The 22,120-nt window shown below is 43.1% G+C and carries 14 protein-coding genes and 1 tRNA gene; 14 read left to right on the top strand and 1 reads right to left on the bottom strand.

All coding sequences use genetic code 11. The features are described from left to right. The first annotated feature begins 44 nt into the window (after nucleotides 1–44). The 14 genes from rpsL (at nucleotide 45) to A3K91_RS12145 (ending at nucleotide 19,250) form a co-directional block, all read left to right on the top strand. The gene (gene rpsL, locus A3K91_RS12210; protein WP_011281154.1) at nucleotides 45–419 is read left to right on the top strand and encodes a 30S ribosomal protein S12; all 375 of its coding nucleotides are present in this window, start codon (nucleotides 45–47) and stop codon (nucleotides 417–419) included. A gap of 221 nt (nucleotides 420–640) precedes the next feature. Next, nucleotides 641–1,114: a 30S ribosomal protein S7 gene (gene rpsG, locus A3K91_RS12205; protein ID WP_062845510.1), complete on the top strand. Its 474-nt coding sequence runs from the start codon at nucleotides 641–643 to the stop codon at nucleotides 1,112–1,114. Nucleotides 1,115–1,470: 356 nt separating this feature from the next. Then, the gene (gene fusA / locus A3K91_RS12200) at nucleotides 1,471–3,597 is read left to right on the top strand and encodes an elongation factor G (RefSeq protein WP_062845509.1); all 2,127 of its coding nucleotides are present in this window, start codon (nucleotides 1,471–1,473) and stop codon (nucleotides 3,595–3,597) included. A gap of 224 nt (nucleotides 3,598–3,821) precedes the next feature. Next, entirely contained in the window at nucleotides 3,822–5,012 is a 1,191-nt protein-coding gene (gene tuf, locus A3K91_RS12195) for an elongation factor Tu (protein WP_062843867.1), read from the top strand. Between the two features lie 373 nt (nucleotides 5,013–5,385). Beyond that, nucleotides 5,386–5,461, top strand: a tRNA-Trp gene (locus A3K91_RS12190). Nucleotides 5,462–5,512: 51 nt separating this feature from the next. Continuing rightward, on the top strand, nucleotides 5,513–5,998 hold the full coding sequence (gene secE, locus A3K91_RS12185; RefSeq protein ID WP_062845508.1) for a preprotein translocase subunit SecE: 486 nt from the start codon (nucleotides 5,513–5,515) through the stop codon (nucleotides 5,996–5,998). Nucleotides 5,999–6,068: 70 nt separating this feature from the next. Beyond that, entirely contained in the window at nucleotides 6,069–6,599 is a 531-nt protein-coding gene (gene nusG / locus A3K91_RS12180) for a transcription termination/antitermination protein NusG (RefSeq protein WP_010201718.1), read from the top strand. 90 nt (nucleotides 6,600–6,689) lie between these two features. Continuing rightward, nucleotides 6,690–7,121, top strand: coding sequence for a 50S ribosomal protein L11 (rplK, locus tag A3K91_RS12175; RefSeq protein ID WP_058025423.1), 432 nt, complete (start codon nucleotides 6,690–6,692; stop codon nucleotides 7,119–7,121). Continuing rightward, nucleotides 7,121–7,822 carry a 50S ribosomal protein L1 gene (gene rplA, locus A3K91_RS12170; RefSeq protein ID WP_062845507.1) on the top strand — a complete coding sequence of 234 codons (702 nt, stop codon included), beginning with the start codon at nucleotides 7,121–7,123 and terminating at the stop codon, nucleotides 7,820–7,822. The genes rplK and rplA overlap by 1 nt, the downstream gene beginning before the upstream one ends. A 474-nt stretch (nucleotides 7,823–8,296) precedes the next feature. Continuing rightward, on the top strand, nucleotides 8,297–8,824 hold the full coding sequence (rplJ, locus tag A3K91_RS12165; protein WP_025652244.1) for a 50S ribosomal protein L10: 528 nt from the start codon (nucleotides 8,297–8,299) through the stop codon (nucleotides 8,822–8,824). Between the two features lie 132 nt (nucleotides 8,825–8,956). Beyond that, nucleotides 8,957–9,328, top strand: coding sequence for a 50S ribosomal protein L7/L12 (rplL, locus tag A3K91_RS12160; protein WP_062845506.1), 372 nt, complete (start codon nucleotides 8,957–8,959; stop codon nucleotides 9,326–9,328). A gap of 737 nt (nucleotides 9,329–10,065) precedes the next feature. Next, nucleotides 10,066–14,184, top strand: a complete 4,119-nt coding sequence (gene rpoB, locus A3K91_RS12155) for a DNA-directed RNA polymerase subunit beta (protein WP_062845505.1) — start codon at nucleotides 10,066–10,068, stop codon at nucleotides 14,182–14,184. 152 nt (nucleotides 14,185–14,336) lie between these two features. Beyond that, the gene (gene rpoC / locus A3K91_RS12150; RefSeq protein ID WP_062845504.1) at nucleotides 14,337–18,554 is read left to right on the top strand and encodes a DNA-directed RNA polymerase subunit beta'; all 4,218 of its coding nucleotides are present in this window, start codon (nucleotides 14,337–14,339) and stop codon (nucleotides 18,552–18,554) included. Nucleotides 18,555–18,722: 168 nt separating this feature from the next. Continuing rightward, nucleotides 18,723–19,250 carry a DUF6586 family protein gene (locus tag A3K91_RS12145; RefSeq protein ID WP_062845503.1) on the top strand — a complete coding sequence of 176 codons (528 nt, stop codon included), beginning with the start codon at nucleotides 18,723–18,725 and terminating at the stop codon, nucleotides 19,248–19,250. Between the two features lie 86 nt (nucleotides 19,251–19,336). On the opposite strand, the gene A3K91_RS12140 is transcribed toward A3K91_RS12145, so the two are convergent. Continuing rightward, nucleotides 19,337–21,973, bottom strand: coding sequence for a penicillin-binding protein 1A (locus A3K91_RS12140; protein ID WP_062845502.1), 2,637 nt, complete (start codon nucleotides 21,971–21,973; stop codon nucleotides 19,337–19,339). Nucleotides 21,974–22,120 lie beyond the last annotated feature (147 nt).

Here is a 22,120-nt window from a genome sequence, read left to right as displayed (position 1 = left end):
TAACCCATTTTTTTGTTTTATACCAAACGGGAGAAGGATGCCTTATGGCAACAACTAACCAATTGATTCGTAAAGGTCGCAAAACCATCAAGGAAAAGTCAAAAGTTCCTGCGTTGGAAGCGTGCCCACAGCGTCGCGGTGTATGTACTCGTGTATATACTACCACACCAAAAAAACCTAACTCAGCCATGCGTAAAGTATGTCGTGTACGTTTGACTTCAGGCTATGAAGTATCAAGCTACATCGGCGGCGAAGGTCATAACCTACAAGAGCACAGTGTTGTTCTTATCCGTGGTGGTCGTGTAAAAGATCTACCAGGTGTACGTTATCACACCGTTCGTGGTGCATTAGATTGCGCAGGCGTAAAAGACCGTAAGCAAGGTCGTTCTAAGTATGGTGCTAAGAAGCCTAAAGTTTAATAGCTAAACGTTATTAACTAAGCTTTTTTGTACTACCCAATAACTGTGCATGGGTTCGGTGTTAGCAGTAAAGCTACTTATATACCAACAATGTTATATCAGCTGTTTATGCTTAAAACATACCACCATGCAGTAAGGCTAACTGACAACTCTCTATTATGTCTAATAGATAAATATAAAGTTGTGAATGTTGGACACTCCTGAAGATAAGGAAATTTATTATGCCAAGACGTCGCGTCGTTGCTGCCCGTGAGATCCTACCGGATCCTAAGTTTGGTAGCCAAACTGTTGCAAAATTCATCAACCATGTAATGAGTGATGGTAAAAAATCTACTGCTGAGCGTATCGTTTATGGTGCACTTGAAACAGTAAGTGAAAAACGCAAAGTTGAAGATCCAGTATCTTTCTTTGAAGAAGTACTTGAAAATGTACGCCCAATGGTAGAAGTAAAAGCTCGCCGTGTTGGTGGTGCAACCTACCAAGTACCAATGGAAGTACGTCCCTCCCGTCGTACTGCCTTGGCTATGCGTTGGTTGGCAGAAGCTGCTGCTAAGCGTTCAGAAAAATCAATGGCTTTGCGTTTAGCAGGCGAATTGAATGATGCTGCCGAAGGTAAAGGCGCTGCTATGAAAAAGCGTGACGAAGTTCATCGCATGGCAGATGCTAACAAAGCATTCTCTCATTACCGTTTCTAAGCTACTCTTATACTCACTGTTTAATAGTAGCCTGAGATTATTGACTCATATCAATTGATCTTACATTGTTGTTTATTCTATTGATTACCGCCATCATTGAAAAAGTTGTGAGTAGGACTTATCTATTAGCAACTGAGATGGCGGATATCTATCAAGATGCCTCTCTAAAAATGTATTGTTTTAATTAGAAAGCGTCCCAAATTTGATACCGCACTATTCTTAGTATTTGCTCTTTTTTTGTCCATATTAGGCTCAATAATCAGTAAGTAATATTACGAAGCTGAACGCTTTGTCATAGAGTATGAGGTAGAGACACAATACATTATTATATACACGACTTTTCCTAGGAAAACACTATGGCTCGTAAAACTCCCCTAAAACGCTATCGCAATATTGGTATCTCAGCGCATATTGATGCTGGTAAGACGACCACTACTGAGCGTGTTTTATTTTATACCGGTGTTAGCCACAAAATTGGCGAAGTACATGATGGCGCAGCCACCATGGACTGGATGGAGCAAGAACAAGAGCGCGGTATTACTATTACCTCAGCGGCAACCACTTGTTTTTGGTCAGGTATGGCAAAACAGTTTGACGAACACCGCATCAACATCATTGACACACCAGGTCACGTTGACTTCACGATCGAAGTTGAACGTTCTATGCGTGTACTTGATGGCGCTTGCATGGTTTACTGTGCAGTAGGCGGCGTTCAGCCACAGTCTGAGACTGTATGGCGTCAAGCGAACAAATACAAAGTACCACGTCTTGCTTTCGTAAACAAAATGGATCGCGTTGGTGCTGATTTCTATCGTGTTATCGAACAGATCAAAACCCGTCTTGGTGGTAAGCCAGTACCATTGGTTATCCCAATTGGGAAAGAAGATGACTTCGAAGGCGTTGTTGACCTAGTTACCATGAAAGCTATCTATTGGGATGAAGCTTCTCAAGGTATGCAGTATGAAGAGCGTGAGATCCCAACTGAATTACAAGAAAAAGCGGAAGAGTATCGTGAATATCTTGTAGAAAGCGCTGCTGAAGCAAACGAAGATCTCATGAATGAGTATCTAGAAAACGGCGAATTGACTGTAGAGCAGATCCATGGCGCTATTCGTCAGTTGACAATTGATAACGAAATCATCCCGCTTCTTTGTGGTACTGCCTTTAAAAACAAGGGTGTACAAAAGATGCTAGATGCTGTTATTCAGTATCTTCCAGCACCAATGGATGTACCGGCTATTCGCGGTATCCTTGATGACAAAGATGAAACTGAAGGCACTCGTGAAGCGTCAGATGAGGCACCGTTCTCAGCACTAGCGTTCAAAATCATGAACGACAAGTTCGTTGGTAACTTAACCTTCGTCCGTGTTTATTCTGGTGTAATGACTCAGGGTAGCAGTGTTTATAACCCAGTTAAAATGAAGCGTGAGCGTGTTGGTCGTATCGTACAGATGATGGCAAACTCTCAAGAAGAGCTTGCAGAAATCCGTACTGGTGACATCGCAGCTTTGGTTGGTATGAAAGATGTGACCACTGGTGATACGTTATGTGATGAAAACAACGTTATTACTCTTGAGCGTATGGAATTCCCAGATCCAGTTATCAGTCTAGCGGTTGAACCTAAGACTAAAGCTGACCAAGAAAGAATGTCAATCGCTTTAGGTCGTTTGGCAAAAGAAGATCCATCGTTCCGTGTACATACTGACGAAGAATCTGGTCAGACAATCATCAGCGGTATGGGTGAGCTACATCTAGAGATTCTAGTTGACCGTATGAAGCGTGAGTTTAACGTTGAAGCCAACATCGGTGCGCCGCAGGTTGCTTATCGTGAAACGATTCGTAATACTGTTGAACAAGAAGGCAAATTCGTACGTCAAACAGGTGGTCGTGGTAAATTCGGTCACGTTTGGTTACGTCTTGAGCCACTTGATCCAGCGGGCGAAACTGAATACGAATTCGCTGAAGAAGTTGTTGGTGGTACTGTACCAAAAGAATTCCACGGTGCTGTTGACAAAGGTATTCAAGAGCGCATGAAAAACGGCGTACTTGCTGGTTACCCAGTGGTTGGCGTAAAAGCAACTTTGTATGATGGTTCTTACCATGACGTCGATTCTGATGAATTGTCGTTCAAAATGGCAGGTTCTATGGCATTCAGAAAAGGTTTCATGGCAGCGGATCCAGCGCTACTTGAGCCAGTAATGAAAGTAGAAGTTGAAACGCCTGAAGACTATATGGGCGATATCATGGGCGATCTTAACCGTCGTCGTGGTTTGGTACAGGGTATGGAAGATTTACCTGGCGGTACTAAACAGATTCGTGCTGAAGTACCATTAGCGGAAATGTTTGGTTATGCCACTCAAATGCGCTCTATGTCACAAGGCCGTGCAACTTACTCAATGGAATTCCAAAAGTACGCTGAAATTCCAAAATCAGTTGCTGCTGAAATCATCTCTAAGTTCAACTCTAAAGATGATGACGAGTAAATAAACGTCTATTGAATCTGACAATGTAGAGCCTGTTTTTAGGTTGTCAGTAGAGAATCCGCCAATAACTTGTTAAAAGACTTGTTATTGGTCGTGATTTTCTTATAATATCTGCACATTAGTATGTGCGACCTTTTAACAATTATCTTAAAGTGGTCAAGATTGTCTGAGTTATCGTATTGATACGAACCTAGCATTTGACCCCAAAAAAAGAGGAATTACCCATGGCAAAGGCCAAGTTTGAACGTAACAAGCCACACGTCAACGTCGGTACCATCGGACACGTTGACCATGGTAAAACAACCCTAACTGCTGCTATCGCAACAGTAGCTGCAAAAACTTCTGGTGGCGAAGCCAAAGACTACGCGTCTATTGACTCAGCACCTGAAGAAAAAGCACGTGGTATCACCATCAACACCTCACACGTAGAATATGACACTGAAGCACGTCACTACGCTCATGTTGATTGCCCAGGTCACGCCGATTATGTTAAAAACATGATCACCGGTGCTGCCCAGATGGACGGCGCAATCTTAGTAGTATCAGCAACTGACGGCCCAATGCCACAAACACGTGAGCACATCTTGCTATCACGTCAGGTTGGCGTACCATACATCATCGTATTCATGAACAAATGTGACATGGTTGATGACGAAGAACTACTAGAACTAGTAGAAATGGAAGTTCGTGAATTATTGAACGACTATGACTTCCCAGGTGATGACACCCCAATCATCAAAGGATCAGCCACTGAAGCCCTAAAAGGTTCAGAAGACAAGTATGGTGAGCCAGCAGTAGTAGAACTACTAGGCGTACTAGACACCTACATTCCAGAGCCAGAGCGTGACATCGACAAAGCATTCCTAATGCCAATCGAAGACGTATTCTCAATCTCAGGCCGTGGTACCGTAGTAACTGGTCGTGTTGAGTCTGGTATCGTTAAAGTTGGTGACGAGATCGAAATCGTTGGTATCCGTGACACTCAAAAAACCACCTGTACTGGTGTAGAGATGTTCCGTAAACTGCTTGACGAAGGTCGTGCAGGCGAAAACTGTGGCGTACTACTACGTGGTACTAAGCGTGAAGACGTACAACGTGGCCAAGTACTAGCGAAGCCAGGTTCAATCACGCCTCATACCAAGTTTGACGCAGAAGTATACGTACTGTCAAAAGAAGAGGGTGGTCGTCACACACCATTCCTAAACGGCTATCGTCCACAGTTCTACTTCCGTACCACTGACGTAACTGGCGCAATCCAATTACAAGACGGTACTGAAATGGTTATGCCTGGTGATAACGTTGAGATGGGCGTAGAGCTTATCCACCCAATCGCTATGGACAAAGGTCTTCGCTTCGCAATTCGTGAAGGCGGCCGTACTGTAGGCGCTGGTGTTGTTGCTAACGTATTGAACTAAGACTTAAGTCTCAGCAATGAGCGTTTGAGTTAGTTATAAAAAAGCCATCCTCTATTTGAGGGTGGCTTTTTCTTTGAGAGTGGTAAGCTGGTTTGAGGGTATAAGTCTGAATTAAACCATGCTGATTTTAATATTATTTTGTATAAAGGTTTTACAAGTAATAATAGTGAATTTATCTCTTCTTCTATTGTAATCTACGAAATACCTTGTTATATTAGCGCTCCCTCTTATCGTATATTCATATTATTAATCTTTTATAAGGCTAATTAATAAATATAACGACTCTTAATTCAGAGGAAAGCGAGATAAAAAATTATCTCTGAAGGCTTGCATTTTACGATAAATATTGTATAATGCTGTCCTTTACACCCATAGGCGATTGGCTCAATTGGTAGAGCATCGGTCTCCAAAACCGAGGGTTGTAGGTTCGAGTCCTACATCGCCTGCCATCTTCTTATCATATCTTTGTTGTACCCCACCATCTCCGAAGTGAGTTCTTTATGAGCAATAATCAAGATAACCTCGAGACTAAGTTATCTGATGCCAAGGCGGTTACTGGTGGAATGCTGTCTAAAGATAAGCATGTATCAGCGGTCAATACTTCTGCCGTTGAAGTCGCTAAGACTGGCTCAATAAAAGATGTGATTTTGTGGCTACTTGCCGCAGCAGTTTTGATAGGGGCGACTTTAGTCAACCAATATCTACCCGGTTATTGGCAACCAGCCAATGATGTCTGGATTCGTATTGGGATTATCGTTGCCCTTGTTGTATTTGCATTAGTCTGTTTGGCGCTGACGCATCAAGGTCGTGCTTTTAAAATTTTATTAAAAGATGCAGCTGTTGAACTTCGCCGAGTGACATGGCCGAGTAAAGATGAAACATTTCAATATACATGGCAAGTTATTGTCATGATTGCCATTGTTGGATTCTTTGTTTGGTTGTTGGATAACTTTTTTAACTGGTTCGTTGGTATTTTCATCGGTTAGTAGCACGTATTAGTGACTAGTAACAGAGATTTACCTATAACGACTTATTTATAATGATCAGGAGCGTGATATGCGTTGGTATATTGTTCAAGCGTTTTCAGGATATGAAAAGCAAGTACAACGTTCATTAACTGATCGTATTAACCGTAGTGACTTTGCTGAGTCATTCGGTGATGTATTGGTTCCTACTGAAGAAGTCGTCGAAATGAAAGACGGCAAGAAGCGTAAGAGTGAGCGTAAGTTTTTTCCAGGTTATGTATTGATCCAAATGGAAATGAACGACAACACTTGGCATATTGTCAAAGACTGTCCCCGTATCATGGGTTTCATTGGCGGTACGCCTGAAACACCTGCACCTATCACGCAAGTAGAAGCTGATCGTATTTTAAATCGTCTCAATCAAACTGAAACTGACCCACGTCCTAAAACGCTATTTGAGCCGGGCGAAGAGCTGTTGGTTATTGATGGTCCATTTACTGACTTTAAAGGGTTGGTTGAAAAGGTGGATTACGAGAAATCTAAATTACATTTGACCGTAAACGTATTTAATCGACCGACTCAGGTCGAACTTGAGTTTAGCAAAGTTGAAAAGCTAGACTAAACCAGCAAAAAGTTCATCAACCGGGGAGCTGTTAGTCAATTAGGTATATACCACGTTGATTTGGCGCTATTACCCATTTAGGAGAGTATCATGGCTAAGAAGATTGATGGTTACATCAAACTGCAAGTGCCTGCAGGCAAAGCAAATCCTTCACCACCAATTGGTCCAGCATTGGGTCAAAAAGGCGTGAACATCATGGCGTTCTGTAAAGAATTTAACGCTGCGACCTCAGGCCAAGAGCCAGGTCTACCGATCCCAACTGAGATCACTGTATACAGCGATAAGTCTTTTACCTTCATCATGAAGTCACCACCAGCTGCGTATTTACTACGTAAAGCTGCTGGTATTGCTAAAGGTTCAGGTACACCAAACACCGCTAAAGTCGGTAAAGTTGACCGTGCACAACTAGAAGAAATTGTTAAGACCAAGAATGCAGACTTAACTGCTGCTGATCTTGATGCTGCTGTCCGTACCATCGCTGGTACTGCACGTTCAATGGGTATTACCGTGGAGGGTGTATAATGTCTAAGCTAACCAAACGTCAAAAAGAAATTCAAAGCCGTATTGATAACGAAAAGCAATACACTCTTGAAGAAGCAGTTCAAATCCTAAACGATTTGCCAGCACTAAAATTCAAAGAGTCTATTGATATCGCAGTAAACTTGGGCGTTGACCCACGTAAATCTGATCAAGTGGTTCGTGGTGCAACTAACTTACCTGCTGGTACTGGTAAAACCAAACGCGTTGCTGTATTCGCTCAAGGTGCTGCTGCTGAAGCCGCCAAAGAAGCTGGTGCAGATATCGTTGGTTTTGAAGACCTAGCAGAAGAAATCAAAGCCGGTAACATGGACTTTGATGTTGTTATCGCCGCTCCAGATGCTATGCGTGTTGTTGGTCAATTGGGTACAATCCTAGGTCCTCGTGGCCTAATGCCTAACCCAAAAGTTGGTACGGTAACGCCAAACGTTGCTGAAGCTGTGACTAACGCGAAAGCGGGTCAAGCACAGTACCGTGTTGATAAAGCTGGTATCATCCATGCAACTATCGGCCAAATTGGTTTCACTGCTGAGCAAATCGAGCAAAACGCGCAAGCGATTATTTCTGATCTAAAGCGTGCTAAGCCTGCTACTTCTAAAGGTACTTTCATTAAGAAAATTACCTTGTCTAGCACGATGGGCCCTGGTCTAACGATCGATGCTGTTCCTTATCGTACTGCAAAATAATTAAAGTCTCTATCTTTAAGTATTTGAACATCAAATATTTTGAATGATGAGCACAAACCATATTTAAAAAATTAGGTCAGCGTAGTGTTTACTACGCTGTCTAAGACCGTAGGTAGAAGGTGGTTTAGCGTCATAAATAACAATTTTCGAATGGTTAAATATGATATTGAGTCACTTTTGTTAATCGACGACAGATGAAAATCTTAGTTGTCCTACGCAGACGGTGGCCCACACAGTTTAAGACACGAGCGAATAGGGCGATATGATTGTTTATACAGTCTTCAAACTATTACTCAACGTCATTCTGATAACGGTGCCGTAATCAGTCGTTACCAGTAGATGCTTTTTTATTAATTGAATCCGCTGGTAATGTGTCGTATCAAGTCAGTCCTAGCTTATAATTTGAGCGCATAAAAACTTCGGTTTTGAGCACTCTTATAATAAGCCGATTGATAAGATTAAAGGAGTCAACTTATGGCATTAACGCTAGAGCAAAAACAACAAGTTGTGGCTGAAGTGTCTGAAGTTGCTGCTAATGCTTACTCAGCAGTAGCTGCCGAGTATCACGGAATTGGTGTTGCTAAGCTTACTCAGCTTCGCGAACAAGCTCGTGATAAAGGTGTTGTTTTAAAAGTGGTGAAAAATACACTAGCAAAACGCGCTTTTGAAGGCACTAAGTTTGAGAGCATGTCAGACCGTATGACTGGTCCACTACTTTTGGCTTTCTCTATGGAAGACTTGGGATCTGCAGCGAGAGTCGTTTTCGACTTTAGCAAAGATAACAAAGCTTTAGAGACCAAATTAGTATCAGTCGGTGGTGAAGTTTATGGTCCAGAAGAGCTAGAGCGCGTATCGAAGCTACCAACTCGCGACGAAGCAATCTCTATCTTGATGGCTACTATGAATGCACCAGTGACCAAGCTTGTCCAGACTATGAACGCTGTTCCTGGCAAGTTCGTTCGCACTGTAGCGGCAATCAAAGACGCAAAAGAAGCTGCTTAATTGCTTGTTTTAACGTAACTTTAACATCGCTAATTTTGGTTGAATTTTATTGCCATACCTATTTGAAATTGTGGCAATCAATCAAAGCGATATTAGAATCAATTAATTTTTATCAGATAACGGAGAGTTCTCATGGCACTATCTAAAGATGATGTGTTAAACGCAATCGCTGAAATGTCAGTAATGGATATCGTTGAGTTAATCAGCGACATGGAAGAAAAGTTCGGCGTAACAGCTGCTGTTGCTGCTGCTGCACCTGCTGCTGCTGGTCCTGCTGCTGCTGTTGAAGAAAAAGACGAGTTTGACGTTGTTCTTGCTAGCTTTGGCGAGAAGAAAGTTGGCGTAATTAAAGCTGTACGTGAAGCTACTGGTCTTGGCCTAAAAGAAGCGAAAGATTTGGTTGAAAGCGCTCCAGCTCCAATCAAAGAAGGCGCATCTAAAGCTGAAGCTGAAGAGTTGAAAAAGAAACTTGAAGAAGCTGGTGCAACTGTTGAACTAAAATAAGTTTAACACTGTACAAAAAAAGCTGGTAATGCCTTGCATTGCCAGCTTTTTTTTACTATAATTTGTAGCTTGACCTTTTGTGTCTGCCAACATACGTATGCAACAACACGGTGGATACCCATCAAAAGGACAGACGATATACATGCAAGCACACATGCCAGTTTTTGAAATCAGTTAAATAAGCTAAACGTCCGTAGATGTTTGGCATTTTTTTGTGTCTGCATGCTTTCCCATTAACACTATAGTTTATACTGATTCTAAAAGTTATAGTTATCCCAATTATTATTAATTCTGAAAACTGTTGATATTAGATTATCTATTTAGCATGGTTTGCTGTCATTGCATAGGCTTAAAGACGGTTTATACCAGCGACGATATCAGTTTTGGTGATGAACTGGCTAATACGATCATGTCAGTTTTGATGACAAATTGTTCAAAATTTTAGTAAAAATTATTTTTTCATAAATATACTAGAAAGTTAAGCCCTAAAGGCAATAGTTTGTATTAGGTTGAATTCTTCGGTATGCGCATCTATATAGATGGGTTCATATACCGATTATAAGATTGAATGAGGTGTGCTAAATACACACTGGTTAGTGAAGTGATAAGTGACAAAAAATATGAGTTGAACACGAACACCTGTTTTGTATTATCGTTTACGTCGCTCAGTTTGCATCGTATTTATGCATGCTGGCCACGCTTTTAATTTGTTTCCACGTTTACTGTAAGGACTCTCGATGGCATATTCTTATACTGAAAAAAAGCGTATTCGCAAAAGTTTTGCTGAATTGCCCACTGTGATGGACATTCCCTATTTGCTGTCTATTCAAGTAGATTCTTACGAGCAATTTTTGCAAGAGCATAAAAAGCCAAAAGCTCGTGAGAATACTGGTTTGCAAGCTGCGTATTCCTCTATTTTCCCAATTGAGAGTCACTCTGGTAATGCTGAGTTACAATTTGTTGAGTACTATTTAGGCACGCCTGAATTTGATGAGCGTGAGTGTATCTTACGTGGTTCAACGTTTGCTGCGCCGATGCGTGTCAAAATTCGTTTGATCATCAAAGACAAAGACAGCAAAGACAAAGATAGCAAAGCCGCTATCAAAGACATCCGTGAGCAAAGCGTTTACATGGGCGAGATGCCTTTAATGACGGCTAACGGTACTTTCATCATCAATGGTACTGAGCGTGTAATCGTATCACAGCTACATCGTTCGCCAGGTGTCTTCTTTGACCATGATAAAGGCAAGTCACACTCAAGTGGTAAAGTGCTTTATAACGCACGTATTATCCCTTACCGTGGTTCTTGGTTAGATTTTGAATTCGATGCCAAAGACTTAGTATTTGCTCGTATTGACCGTCGCCGTAAGCTACTGGCTTCAATCATTCTACGTGCACTAGGTTTGACGACTTCTGAAATCTTAGATTTGTTCTTTGATAAAGTTGCTGTTTATAAAGGCGAAGAGCAGTTCGAAATTGATTTAGTCGCTGACCGCTTACGTGGTGAGATGGCTCAATTTGATATCGTGTCACCTGAAGGTGATGTATTGGTAGAGCAAGGTAAGCGTATCAACGCACGCCGTATTCGTCAGCTTGAAGAAGCGGGTATGACGAAAATTGCTGTGCCTGATGAGTATCTGTATGAGCGCATTTTGGCAGAAGATATCGTTGTTAATGACGAAGTGATTGCAAAAGCAAACACGTTAATTGATCACGAACTATTGGTTAAATTGAACTCGTTTGAAGCGAGTGGTGCTATTAAAGAATTTAGCATCCTATTCACCAATGATATCGATCAAGGTAGTTATATTGCCGATACGATTCGCGCTGATAGCACGTCAACTCGCGAAGAAGCATTGATTGAAATCTATAAAGTAATGCGTCCAGGTGAGCCACCAACGGTTGAGACTGCTGAAAAATTATTTGAAAGCATGTTCTTCAACGCAGACCGTTATGACTTGTCGAATGTCGGTCGTATGAAATTTAACCGTCGTCTTGGTTTAGAATTCGATAACACGGATGATCCTGATATTCAGCGCGAACGCAGCGTATTAACCAATGACGATATCGTCAATGTGTTAAAAGAGCTGATTGAGATTCGTAATGGTCGCGGTGATGTTGATGATATTGACCATCTAGGTAACCGCCGTATTCGTTCAGTTGGCGAGATGGCAGAAAACCAATTCCGTGTGGGTTTAGTACGTGTTGAGCGTGCAGTAAAAGAGCGTTTAAGCTCAGCGGAATCAGACAACTTGTCGCCACAAGATTTGATTAACTCTAAGCCGGTAGCGGCCGCGGTGAAAGAATTCTTTGGTTCAAGCCAGTTGTCACAGTTTATGGATCAGAACAACCCGTTGTCTGAAGTTACCCATAAACGCCGTGTATCAGCATTAGGACCAGGTGGTTTGACTCGTGAACGCGCAGGCTTTGAAGTACGTGACGTACATGATACGCATTATGGCCGTGTGTGCCCGATTGAGACGCCTGAAGGTCCAAACATTGGTCTGATCAACTCGCTAGCGACGTTTGCTAAAACCAACAGCTTTGGTTTCCTAGAAACCCCTTATCGCCGTGTGGTTGATGGTAAAGTGACTGACGTTATTGAATATTTATCAGCGATTGAAGAAGTCGGTACGGTCATTGCACAGGCTGATTCACCAGTAACCGCAGAAGGCGCGTTGTCTGATGAGATGGTCAGTGTGCGTAGCTATGGTGAATTCGTCCGTATGCCACCAGAAAAAGTGACGCATATGGATGTGTCACCAAGTCAGGTAGTATCGGTTGCAGCAGGTCTGATTCCGTTCCTAGAGCATGATGATGCTAACCGTGCCTTGATGGGTTCGAACATGCAGCGTCAGGCAGTTCCTACGCTACGTGCTGATAAGCCGTTAGTAGGTACTGGTATGGAGCGTCACGTTGCTCGTGACTCTGGTGTTTGTGTGATCGCTAAGCGTGGCGGTGTGATCGAAGATGTTGATGCCTCACGTATCGTGGTTCGTGTCAATGAAGACGAGATGATTGCTGGTGAAGCGGGTATCGATATCTATAACTTGATCAAATACACGCGCTCTAACCAGAACACTTGTATCAACCAACGTATCATCGTTAACCAAGGTGATGAAATCGCTTTGGGTGATATCTTGGCTGATGGTCCATCAACGGATCTTGGCGAGCTAGCTCTGGGTCAGAACATCCGCATCGCATTTATGCCGTGGAATGGTTACAACTTCGAAGATTCAATCTTGCTATCTGAAAAAGTGGTTAAAGAAGATCGTTTCACTACGATTCATATTCAAGAATTGACGTGTGTGGCTCGTGATACCAAGCTAGGTACAGAAGAGATCACTGCTGATATTCCAAACGTTGGTGAAGCGGCATTATCAAGTCTTGATGAAGCAGGTATTGTTTATATCGGTGCTGAAGTTGACGCAGGCGACATTCTAGTTGGTAAAGTGACGCCAAAAGGTGAAACGCAACTGACGCCAGAAGAGAAACTACTACGGGCTATCTTTGGTGAAAAAGCGGCTGATGTGAAAGACACGTCACTACGCGTACCGACTTCAAGTAAAGGTACGGTTATTGATGTACAGGTCTTCACCCGTGATGGCGTTGAAAAAGACGCACGCGCAAGAGCGATTGAAAAATCGCAGCTTGATAGCTATCGCAAAGATTTAAAAGAAGAGCTACGTATCTTTGAAGAAGCAGCACGTGGTCGTATTGGTAATCTATTAGATGGCCAAAAAGTCAGCGGCGGTGCTGGTCTAAAGGCTGGTACAGTAATGGCGTTAGCTGATATGAAAGATATGAGCCTTGAGACATTGCTTGATATCCAGCCAGTAGAAGAAGAAATCTCTGAGCGTCTAACGCAAATCGCTGATTACTTGGTTGATAAGCAAAAAGACATCGATGTGAAGTTTGCTGAGAAAAAACGCAAATTGACCGCTGGTGATGACTTACAACATGGCGTACAGAAAATCGTTAAAGTATATCTAGCGGTTAAGCGTCGTATTCAGCCTGGTGATAAGATGGCTGGTCGTCATGGTAACAAAGGTGTCGTGTCACGCATCATGCCAGTTGAAGACATGCCTTATGATGAAAATGGTAATACCGTTGACATCGTATTGAACCCACTTGGTGTACCTTCTCGTATGAACATTGGTCAGGTTCTAGAGACGCATTTAGGTATGGCAGCAAAAGGTTTGGGCGAGAAGATTGATGGTATGCTTAAATCTCAAGCAGCCATCAAAGAGCTACGTGACTTCTTGGACAAAATCTATAACCAAGTCGGCGGTGAGCAAGTTGATCTCGATAGCTTGAGTGATGATGACATCATGGCGCTAGCAGACAATTTACGTGGCGGTGTCCCGATGGGCACAGCAGTATTTGATGGCGCAAGAGAAAGCCAAGTCAAAGACCTGTTAGAGCTTGCTGGTATGGATCGCGATGGTCAGCAGACATTGTATGATGGTCGTACTGGTCAGAAATTTGACCGCAAAGTGACCGTTGGCTACATGTATATGCTCAAGTTGAACCATTTGGTTGATGACAAAATGCATGCGCGTTCAACAGGTTCTTACTCACTAGTAACGCAGCAGCCACTCGGCGGTAAAGCACAGTTCGGTGGTCAGCGTTTCGGTGAGATGGAAGTCTGGGCACTAGAAGCTTATGGCGCGACTTATACGTTGCAAGAGATGCTGACTGTGAAGTCGGATGACGTTGAAGGCCGTACACGTATGTACAAAAACATCGTTGATGGTGAGCAGTACATGGATCCAGGTATGCCTGAGTCGTTTAACGTACTGACCAAAGAAATCAAATCACTGGGTATTAATATTGAGTTAAAACAAAGCAACTAAACCCATTGTCTAACTTAGTTGTCCACTAAAGGCAGTACGCGTCATTGCTGCTGCTTTTAGTAATTTGTCTCAACCCTATTCATTGCCTTCATTCATCTTATCTGCGTCAACAGATTGCAGTCAGATGATTATAAAGATAACGGAGAAGCAACTTGAAAGATTTACTCGATATCATGCAGAGCCCTGCCGGCAACGGTAACCTAGAGTTTGATAGCATCCAAATTACTTTAGCCTCACCTGACGTGATTAAATCATGGTCACATGGCGAAGTAAAAAAGCCTGAAACCATTAATTATCGTACGTTTAAGCCTGAGCGTGATGGCTTATTTTGTGCCAAAATCTTTGGCCCAGTAAAAGACTTTGAGTGCTTATGTGGTAAATACAAGCGTCGTAAGTTCCAAGGCGTTATCTGTGAAAAATGTGGCGTTGAAGTCACTACCGCTAAAGTACGTCGTGATCGCATGGGTCATATCGACCTAGCCAGTCCAGTTGCACACATTTGGTTCTTAAAATCATTACCAAGCCGTATCGGTCTATTGCTAGACATGACATTGCGTGATATTGAGCGCGTATTGTATTTTGAAAGCTACATTGTCACTGAGCCTGGTTTGACTTCTTTAGAGAAGTACCAATTGCTTGATGATGAAGATTACTACAAAGCGCTTGAAGAATTTGGTGATGAATTCACTGCCAAGATGGGTGCTGAAGCGGTTCAAGACTTATTAAAAGATATCGATATGGATATCGAGATTGATGAGCTGCGTGAAGCGATCCCACAAACAGGTTCTGAGACTAAACTTAAGAAGATGTCTAAGCGTCTTAAATTGTTAGAAGCATTCCGTGATTCTAATAACAAGCCTGAGTGGATGGTAATGAATATCTTGCCAGTACTACCACCAGATTTGCGTCCGCTAGTCCCACTAGAGGGCGGTCGTTTTGCGACGTCTGATCTAAACGATCTTTATCGCCGCGTTATCAACCGTAACAACCGTCTAAAGCGTCTGCTTGAGCTAAGCGCACCTGACATCATCGTACGTAACGAAAAACGTATGTTGCAAGAGTCAGTGGATGCATTGCTTGATAACGGTCGTCGCGGTCGTGCGATTACGGGCAGTAACAAGCGTCCATTGAAATCTTTGGCTGATATGATCAAAGGTAAGCAAGGTCGTTTCCGTCAAAACTTACTTGGTAAGCGTGTTGACTATTCTGGTCGTTCGGTCATCGTTGTAGGTCCAACACTACGTCTACATCAGTGTGGTCTACCTAAGAAAATGGCACTTGAGCTATTCAAGCCATTTACTTATAACAAGCTATTGTCTCATGGGTTAGCGACAACGATCAAAGCTGCCAAAAAGATGGTAGAGCGTGAAGAGCCACAAGTATGGGATATGCTGGCCATGGTTATCCGTGAGCATCCAGTACTACTTAACCGTGCGCCAACGCTTCACCGTTTGGGTCTACAGGCATTTGAGCCAGTATTGATCGAAGGTAAAGCAATCCAGTTGCATCCGCTCGTTTGTACCGCGTTCAACGCTGACTTTGATGGTGACCAAATGGCCGTTCACGTGCCATTGACCCTAGAAGCACAGCTTGAATCACGTGCGCTAATGATGTCGACTAACAATATCTTGTCTCCTGCGAACGGTGATCCAATCATCGTACCATCACAGGATGTGGTATTGGGTTTGTATTACATTAGCCGTTCATCAATCAATGCTAAAGGCGAGGGCATGATTTTTGCCACCGTTAATGAAGCATTGCGTGCGATTGGTTCAAACGATTTGCATGTGAACGCTAAAATCAAAGTGCGTGTTACAGAGACGCATATTGATGAAGACGGTAACCAAACCAAAGAAGTTAGTATGAAAGAAACGGTTGCTGGCCGTTTGTTGATCTGGAACATCATGCCTAAAGGTATGTCGTTTGATGAATGTAACCAAGAGATGACGAAGAAAAATATTTCACGTCTGATCAACTCTTGCTACCGTAAAGTTGGCGTGAAAGAAAGCGTCATGTTTGCTGACCAATTGATGTATCTTGGTTTTGCACAAGCAACGCTATCAGGTGTGTCTATCGGTATCGATGACATGGTCATTCCGCCATTGAAAAAGCAAATCATCGAAGTGGCAGAAGGCGAAGTTCGCGAGATTGAAGATCAATTCGAGCAAGGCTTTGTAACGGCTGGTGAGCGCTATAACAAAGTAGTCGATATCTGGTCACGTACCAATGACAAAGTCGCTAAGGCGATGATGGACAACTTGGCAACAGACAAAGTCATTAACGCACAAGGTGAAGAAGACGAGCAGAAGTCATTCAACTCGATCTTCATCATGTCAGATTCTGGTGCTCGTGGTAGTGCAGCCCAGATTCGTCAGTTGGCAGGTATGCGTGGTTTGATGGCAAAACCTGATGGTTCAATCATCGAGACACCAATTAAAGCCAACTTCCGTGAAGGTTTGACTGTACTACAGTACTTCATCTCAACTCACGGTGCTCGTAAGGGTCTAGCGGATACAGCATTGAAAACCGCTAACTCAGGTTATTTGACGCGTCGTTTGGTTGATGTCGCACAAGATTTGGTTATCACTAGTGATGATTGTGGTACTGAAGAAGGCCTACTCATGAAACCACATATCCAAGGTGGTGAAATCATTGAGAAGCTAGGTGAATTGGTACTAGGTCGTGTCACTGCACGCGATGTGACTTACAATGATGACGAATCAAAAGTCTTGATTCCAGCTGGTACCTTGATTGATGAGCATTGGGTAAACGTGCTTGATAACAATGCAATCGATGATATCTGGGTACGTTCAGTTATTACTTGTGATGTTGAGCATGGCGTTTGTTCACAGTGTTATGGTCGTGACCTTGCTCGTGGTCATAAAGTGAACATCGGTGAGTCTGTCGGTGTTATGGCAGCCCAGTCTATCGGTGAGCCTGGTACTCAGTTAACCATGCGTACTTTCCACGTGGGCGGGGCTGCAAGCTCAGCATCTGTGGACAACAGCATCTCTGTACGTAATGCTGGTCAAGCGCATTTCGAAAACATGAAAACCGTTCAGCATACTGACGGTCATCTAGTTATCGTATCGCGTTCAGCTGAAATTGCTTTGACTGATGAGCTTGGTCGTGAGCGTGAGCGCTATAAAGTACCGTATGGTTCAAGCGTTCTTGTAAAAGACGAAGAGCAAGTTGAAGGTGGCCAAACCATCGCAAAATGGGATCCGCATACGCATCCAATTATCACAGAATTCGCTGGTACAGCACGCTTCAGTGACATCACTGATGGTATGACTGCTACTGTGAAAGTAGATGATGCGACTGGTATGAGCTCGTTTGAGATTCTAGCGACTCGCGATCGTTCAAGCTCAGCCAAAGACTTACGTCCTGCGATTATCTTGAATACGGACGAAGGTAAAGAAGTGGTTTACTTCTTACCAGCTGAAACCATCATTCGCGTCAGCGATGGTGAAAAAGTTGCAGCAGGTTCAATCTTGGGCCGTGTGCCACAAGCCTCTTCTGGTACGAAAGATATTACCGGTGGTCTACCACGTGTTGCTGACTTGTTCGAAGCACGTCGTCCAAAAGATCACGCTATCATGGCAGAAATGACTGGTGTGGTGAGCTTTGGTAAAGAGACTAAAGGTAAAAACCGCTTCATTATTACCAATGAAGATGGTGAGGTTCATGAGGAACTGATCCCGAAATGGCGTCAAATCAACGTCTTTGAAAACGAGACAGTAGCACGTGGTGAGATTATTGCTGATGGTCCACAGAATCCGCATGACATCTTACGTTTGAAAGGTCAGACGGCACTTGCTGATTATATCGTTAACGAAGTGCAAGACGTTTATCGCTTGCAGGGCGTAAAAATCAACGACAAGCACATCGAAGTTATTATTCGTCAGATGCTGCGTAAAGTTGAGATTACTGATGGCGGTGATTCAAGTCACTTTAAAGGTGATCAAGTCGAGTATGCTGATATCAAAGCATTGAACGCGAAGCTAGAAGCGGAAGATAAATTCCCAGTACAGTACGAGCGTCAGTTGCTTGGTATTACCAAAGCAAGCTTGGCAACAGAAAGCTTTATCTCAGCGGCTTCGTTCCAGGAAACCACACGTGTACTAACTGCTGCTGCCGTCACTGGTAAAGTAGATGAGCTACGTGGCCTAAAAGAGAACGTGGTTGTTGGACGCTTGATTCCTGCTGGTACAGGTCTTGCTTATCATAAGACACGTAAAGAAAAAGCAGATCAGAAGCTACAAGATAAAGATCTGAATGCCGCTTTCGATATGACTGCAAGCACAGATACTAAAGACTTTGCTAGCTTTGATGAAGCCTTTGCTCAAGAGTTAAATCAAGATAATTAATCGTATTAACTATTTTTGATTCTTTCTTAATTTGACAAAAAAGCCAGCCTAAGATGCTGGCTTTTTTATGGGTGTAAAAAATTAAGAAAGGCATGGTGCTATTATCCAAAAAAATAGTACACTGGAAAACATGCCTTAATTCACTATTCATAGAAGGATAAGTAGCAAATGGCAGGTAAAACTCGCGTTGCCAAATATCAAGCAGATCGAACCAATCAAAAGCTTTATTTTTGTCGCCTCTCTTGCCAAGCAGCAGGAAACACCAATGATAAGCAGTTATATCAAGCACATTGTGAAACAGCAATTTTTCATTTGTACGGCGCTTTTTTGGCATTCATACAAGAGCTGAGCCATTTTTACAGTTTGAACATGGCAATGCCAACTTTGGTAGATGTGGAAAAGGCATTGGCAGAACGTACTCAAGTCTCTCCTGAAATTCAGCGCTTGCATCAGCTGCGACAGCAAGGTTTTCTTGCGGATGTAGAACGAGCTTACCAGCGCTGTTTATATGCCGTACCATCAGATACGGTGGTAGAAGACAGTACAAACAATGGAAGGGTACAAGCATCCGATCTGATTGTGAATGTGGTCACGCTATCAAATCAGTGGTTGCCAGATGAAGCCACGATACGTGAATGGCGTCAGCAGCTTTTAGAGCTGATTGAGCAATTACGCGCTGGTATGGTTGAGTTTTAAAGAATATCAACAGATAGAAAAAAGCCTGTTCAGTGATTACTAAACAGGCTTTTTTGTGGTGATGCATTAAATCTTAATAGTATGATTTACTCTGGCATCGGAGGCATCTCATCGACTGGCGTCACCGATAAAGGATTCTGTGGCACGCTATCGCCATCACGGTTAGTAGACCGTGCTGGTGATGAAGTGTTTGTCTCGTCAGCAGAGGTATCAACTGGTACTCTACGCTGCTGGGCTTGGGTTTTGACAGGTTTTTCAACAGCGCTGTCCTCAGAGTCTTCATCCGTAATAATGCCATCGTCCGTCATTTCAATAATTCTTTGCTTTTGTTTTTGAGATTTAGAGCGATTGTTGATAGAGACCCATTGGCGAGGCGTGTCTTTAAGTTGAGCTTTCATAAAGTCCATCCATACGGGCAGGGCTGCCACGCCGCCGTATTCTCGGCGACCCATCGTAGAGGGTTGATCAAAACCCATCCACACAACAGTGGCATTGGTAGGATGAAAACCTGCAAACCATGCATCTTTCGCATCATTGGTGGTGCCCGTCTTCCCGCCGATATCATCACGGCCTAGAGCCTTTGCGCGTACCGCTGTACCGCGCTGTACCACATCACGTAAGATATCTGCCATCTCAAAAGCCACTCTCGGTTTTAGTATGCGCGGCGCTTGTTTTGCTATCGTATACTGTACGGCAGGTGCTTTTAAACGATCCGATTGCGGGCTGGCATCATAAACGCTTGTATTCATGACTTCAGATTTTTGCGACTCGTCATCATTAGATGCTGAATCTTGTTCTTTATCGGTGACTTGATCGCCAGTGGTGCTACTGGTAGTGGCCTGATCATGTTCTTCTACTAGTTTTTTATTCAGTGTGTCGAGCTGCTCATTGAAACACAAAGCGCAGGCGTGACGCGGATTAGCTTGAAATAATAGCTCATTATTATAGTTATAAATATGTTCAATAAAGTAAGGTTGTATACGATGACCACCATTGGCAAAGGTAGAATAGGCCGTTGCCATTTGTAATGGCGTCGCTTGCCCTGCACCTAATGCAAGCGATAAGGTGGTCGGTAGCTTTTCTTTATCAAGGCCAAACTCATCTAATAAGTTGCGTACATCAGAAATACCAATAGACTGTAGCAAACGAATAGAGACCAAGTTACGAGATAAGTAGAGACCACGACGTAAGGTAATATCACCTAGGAAACGTGCATCAGAGTTTTTTGGTTTCCAGTCACCTACTTGGATAGGACGATCTGAAACAATACTGTCTGGACGATAACCTTTTTCTAGTGCAGCGGTATATACAAGAGGTTTGATAGTAGAACCTGGTTGACGCCAACCTTGTAAGGCACGGTTAAATTTACTGTGATTAAAGTCAAAGCCACCAACCAATGCATTCACTGCACCCGTTTCTGGATTTAGCGAAACCAAACTGCCTTGTATTTTAGGAATTTGTCCCAGCTGCCAGTTGCCATTTGCAGTAGGTATCACGCGAACGATATCGTTTTTCTTAACAATTTGGCTGGCATTATCAGGAAGGTAACCAACACGGTCGGCTGAGATATACTTGCGCGCCCAGCTCATACCAGACCAGTTCACAGTCACATTCTCACCAGAAGGCATGGTCGCTTCAAAACTTCGATAGTTGACTTTGGTGACTTTAGCAGGAGACATATTGCTATAGCGACTGAAGTTTTCTAAAGGTTCATCATTCGCTTCTGCACCGCGCCAACCGTGACGATGCTCATAAGCGATTAGACCCGTTAGTATGGCTGCTTCTGCATCGGTCTGTGCTTTGCTATCAACGGTAAGACGGACACGCCAACCACTGTGCATTACTTGCTCACCATAACGCTCAACCAAAGCACCACGTGTCATTTCTGCCAAATAAGGCATATTGACATCAAGCTTTTCTTGGTACAGATTTATGCCTACTGGTGCATTAATCGCTTCATCACGCTGTGCTTTAGTAATATATCCCAGCTCATGCATACGTCCAATGATCCAGTTGCGGCGAGTCAGGGCTCGAGTAGGATTGGCGACTGGATTGTATTTAGAAGGGGCTTTTGGCAAACCTGCCAACATGGCCATCTCAGCAATAGTCAAGTTGTCTAATGATTTACTATAGTATTTTTTGGCAGCAGCCCTAATGCCATAAGCGCCTTCACCCAAATAAATTTTATTCACATAAAGGGTTAAAATCTCATTCTTACTCAGCTCGTCTTCCATTTTGCGTGCCAAAAAAAGCTCAGTCAGCTTACGATTTAGCGTGCGCTCAGGACTCAAGAAGTAGTTTTTGGCGACCTGCATGGTGATAGTAGAGCCACCTGTCTGCCCTTCGTCATCAGTAACCACTTCAGTAACTGCGCGACCAAGACCTTTAATACTGATACCACTATGTTGAAAAAAGGAGGAATCTTCTGCGGCTAAAAAAGCATGAGTCAAGTCTTCAGGGATTTCTTGAAAAGTGACTGGTAGGGATAGGCGATTGCCATATTGGCCAATGAGCTTGTCATCTCTGCTATAAATCTGCAATGGCATTTCAAGATTTGCCGTTTTTATTTCTTGAGTGCTAGGCAAAGTAGGCGATAGATACATGGCCATACCGTAAAAACCGATGGGCACCGCGAGGGCTAATATAACTGCTAACGCTAAGCAGGCAATAAAAAGTCCCACCAAAAAATGAATGAGACGAGCGGTAGCAGTTTTTTTAATCATAATAAGGCTTATTAAGTAAAATTTGCAACAGGTCAGCTATTATACCTTGAACAAAATACACAGGTCACACTAAATGTGTAAGTTATCCTTCATAGCCAATTTAAACGCTTGAATCTCTCTATTAAGTAAAGTATTGTGTTCAATTAT

The organism is Psychrobacter alimentarius (genome assembly GCF_001606025.1).
Classification (GTDB): Bacteria; Pseudomonadota; Gammaproteobacteria; order Pseudomonadales; family Moraxellaceae; genus Psychrobacter; species Psychrobacter alimentarius.
The sequence above is the reverse complement of the archived record's forward strand: the minus strand, read 5'-3'. Positions and strand labels throughout refer to the sequence as shown.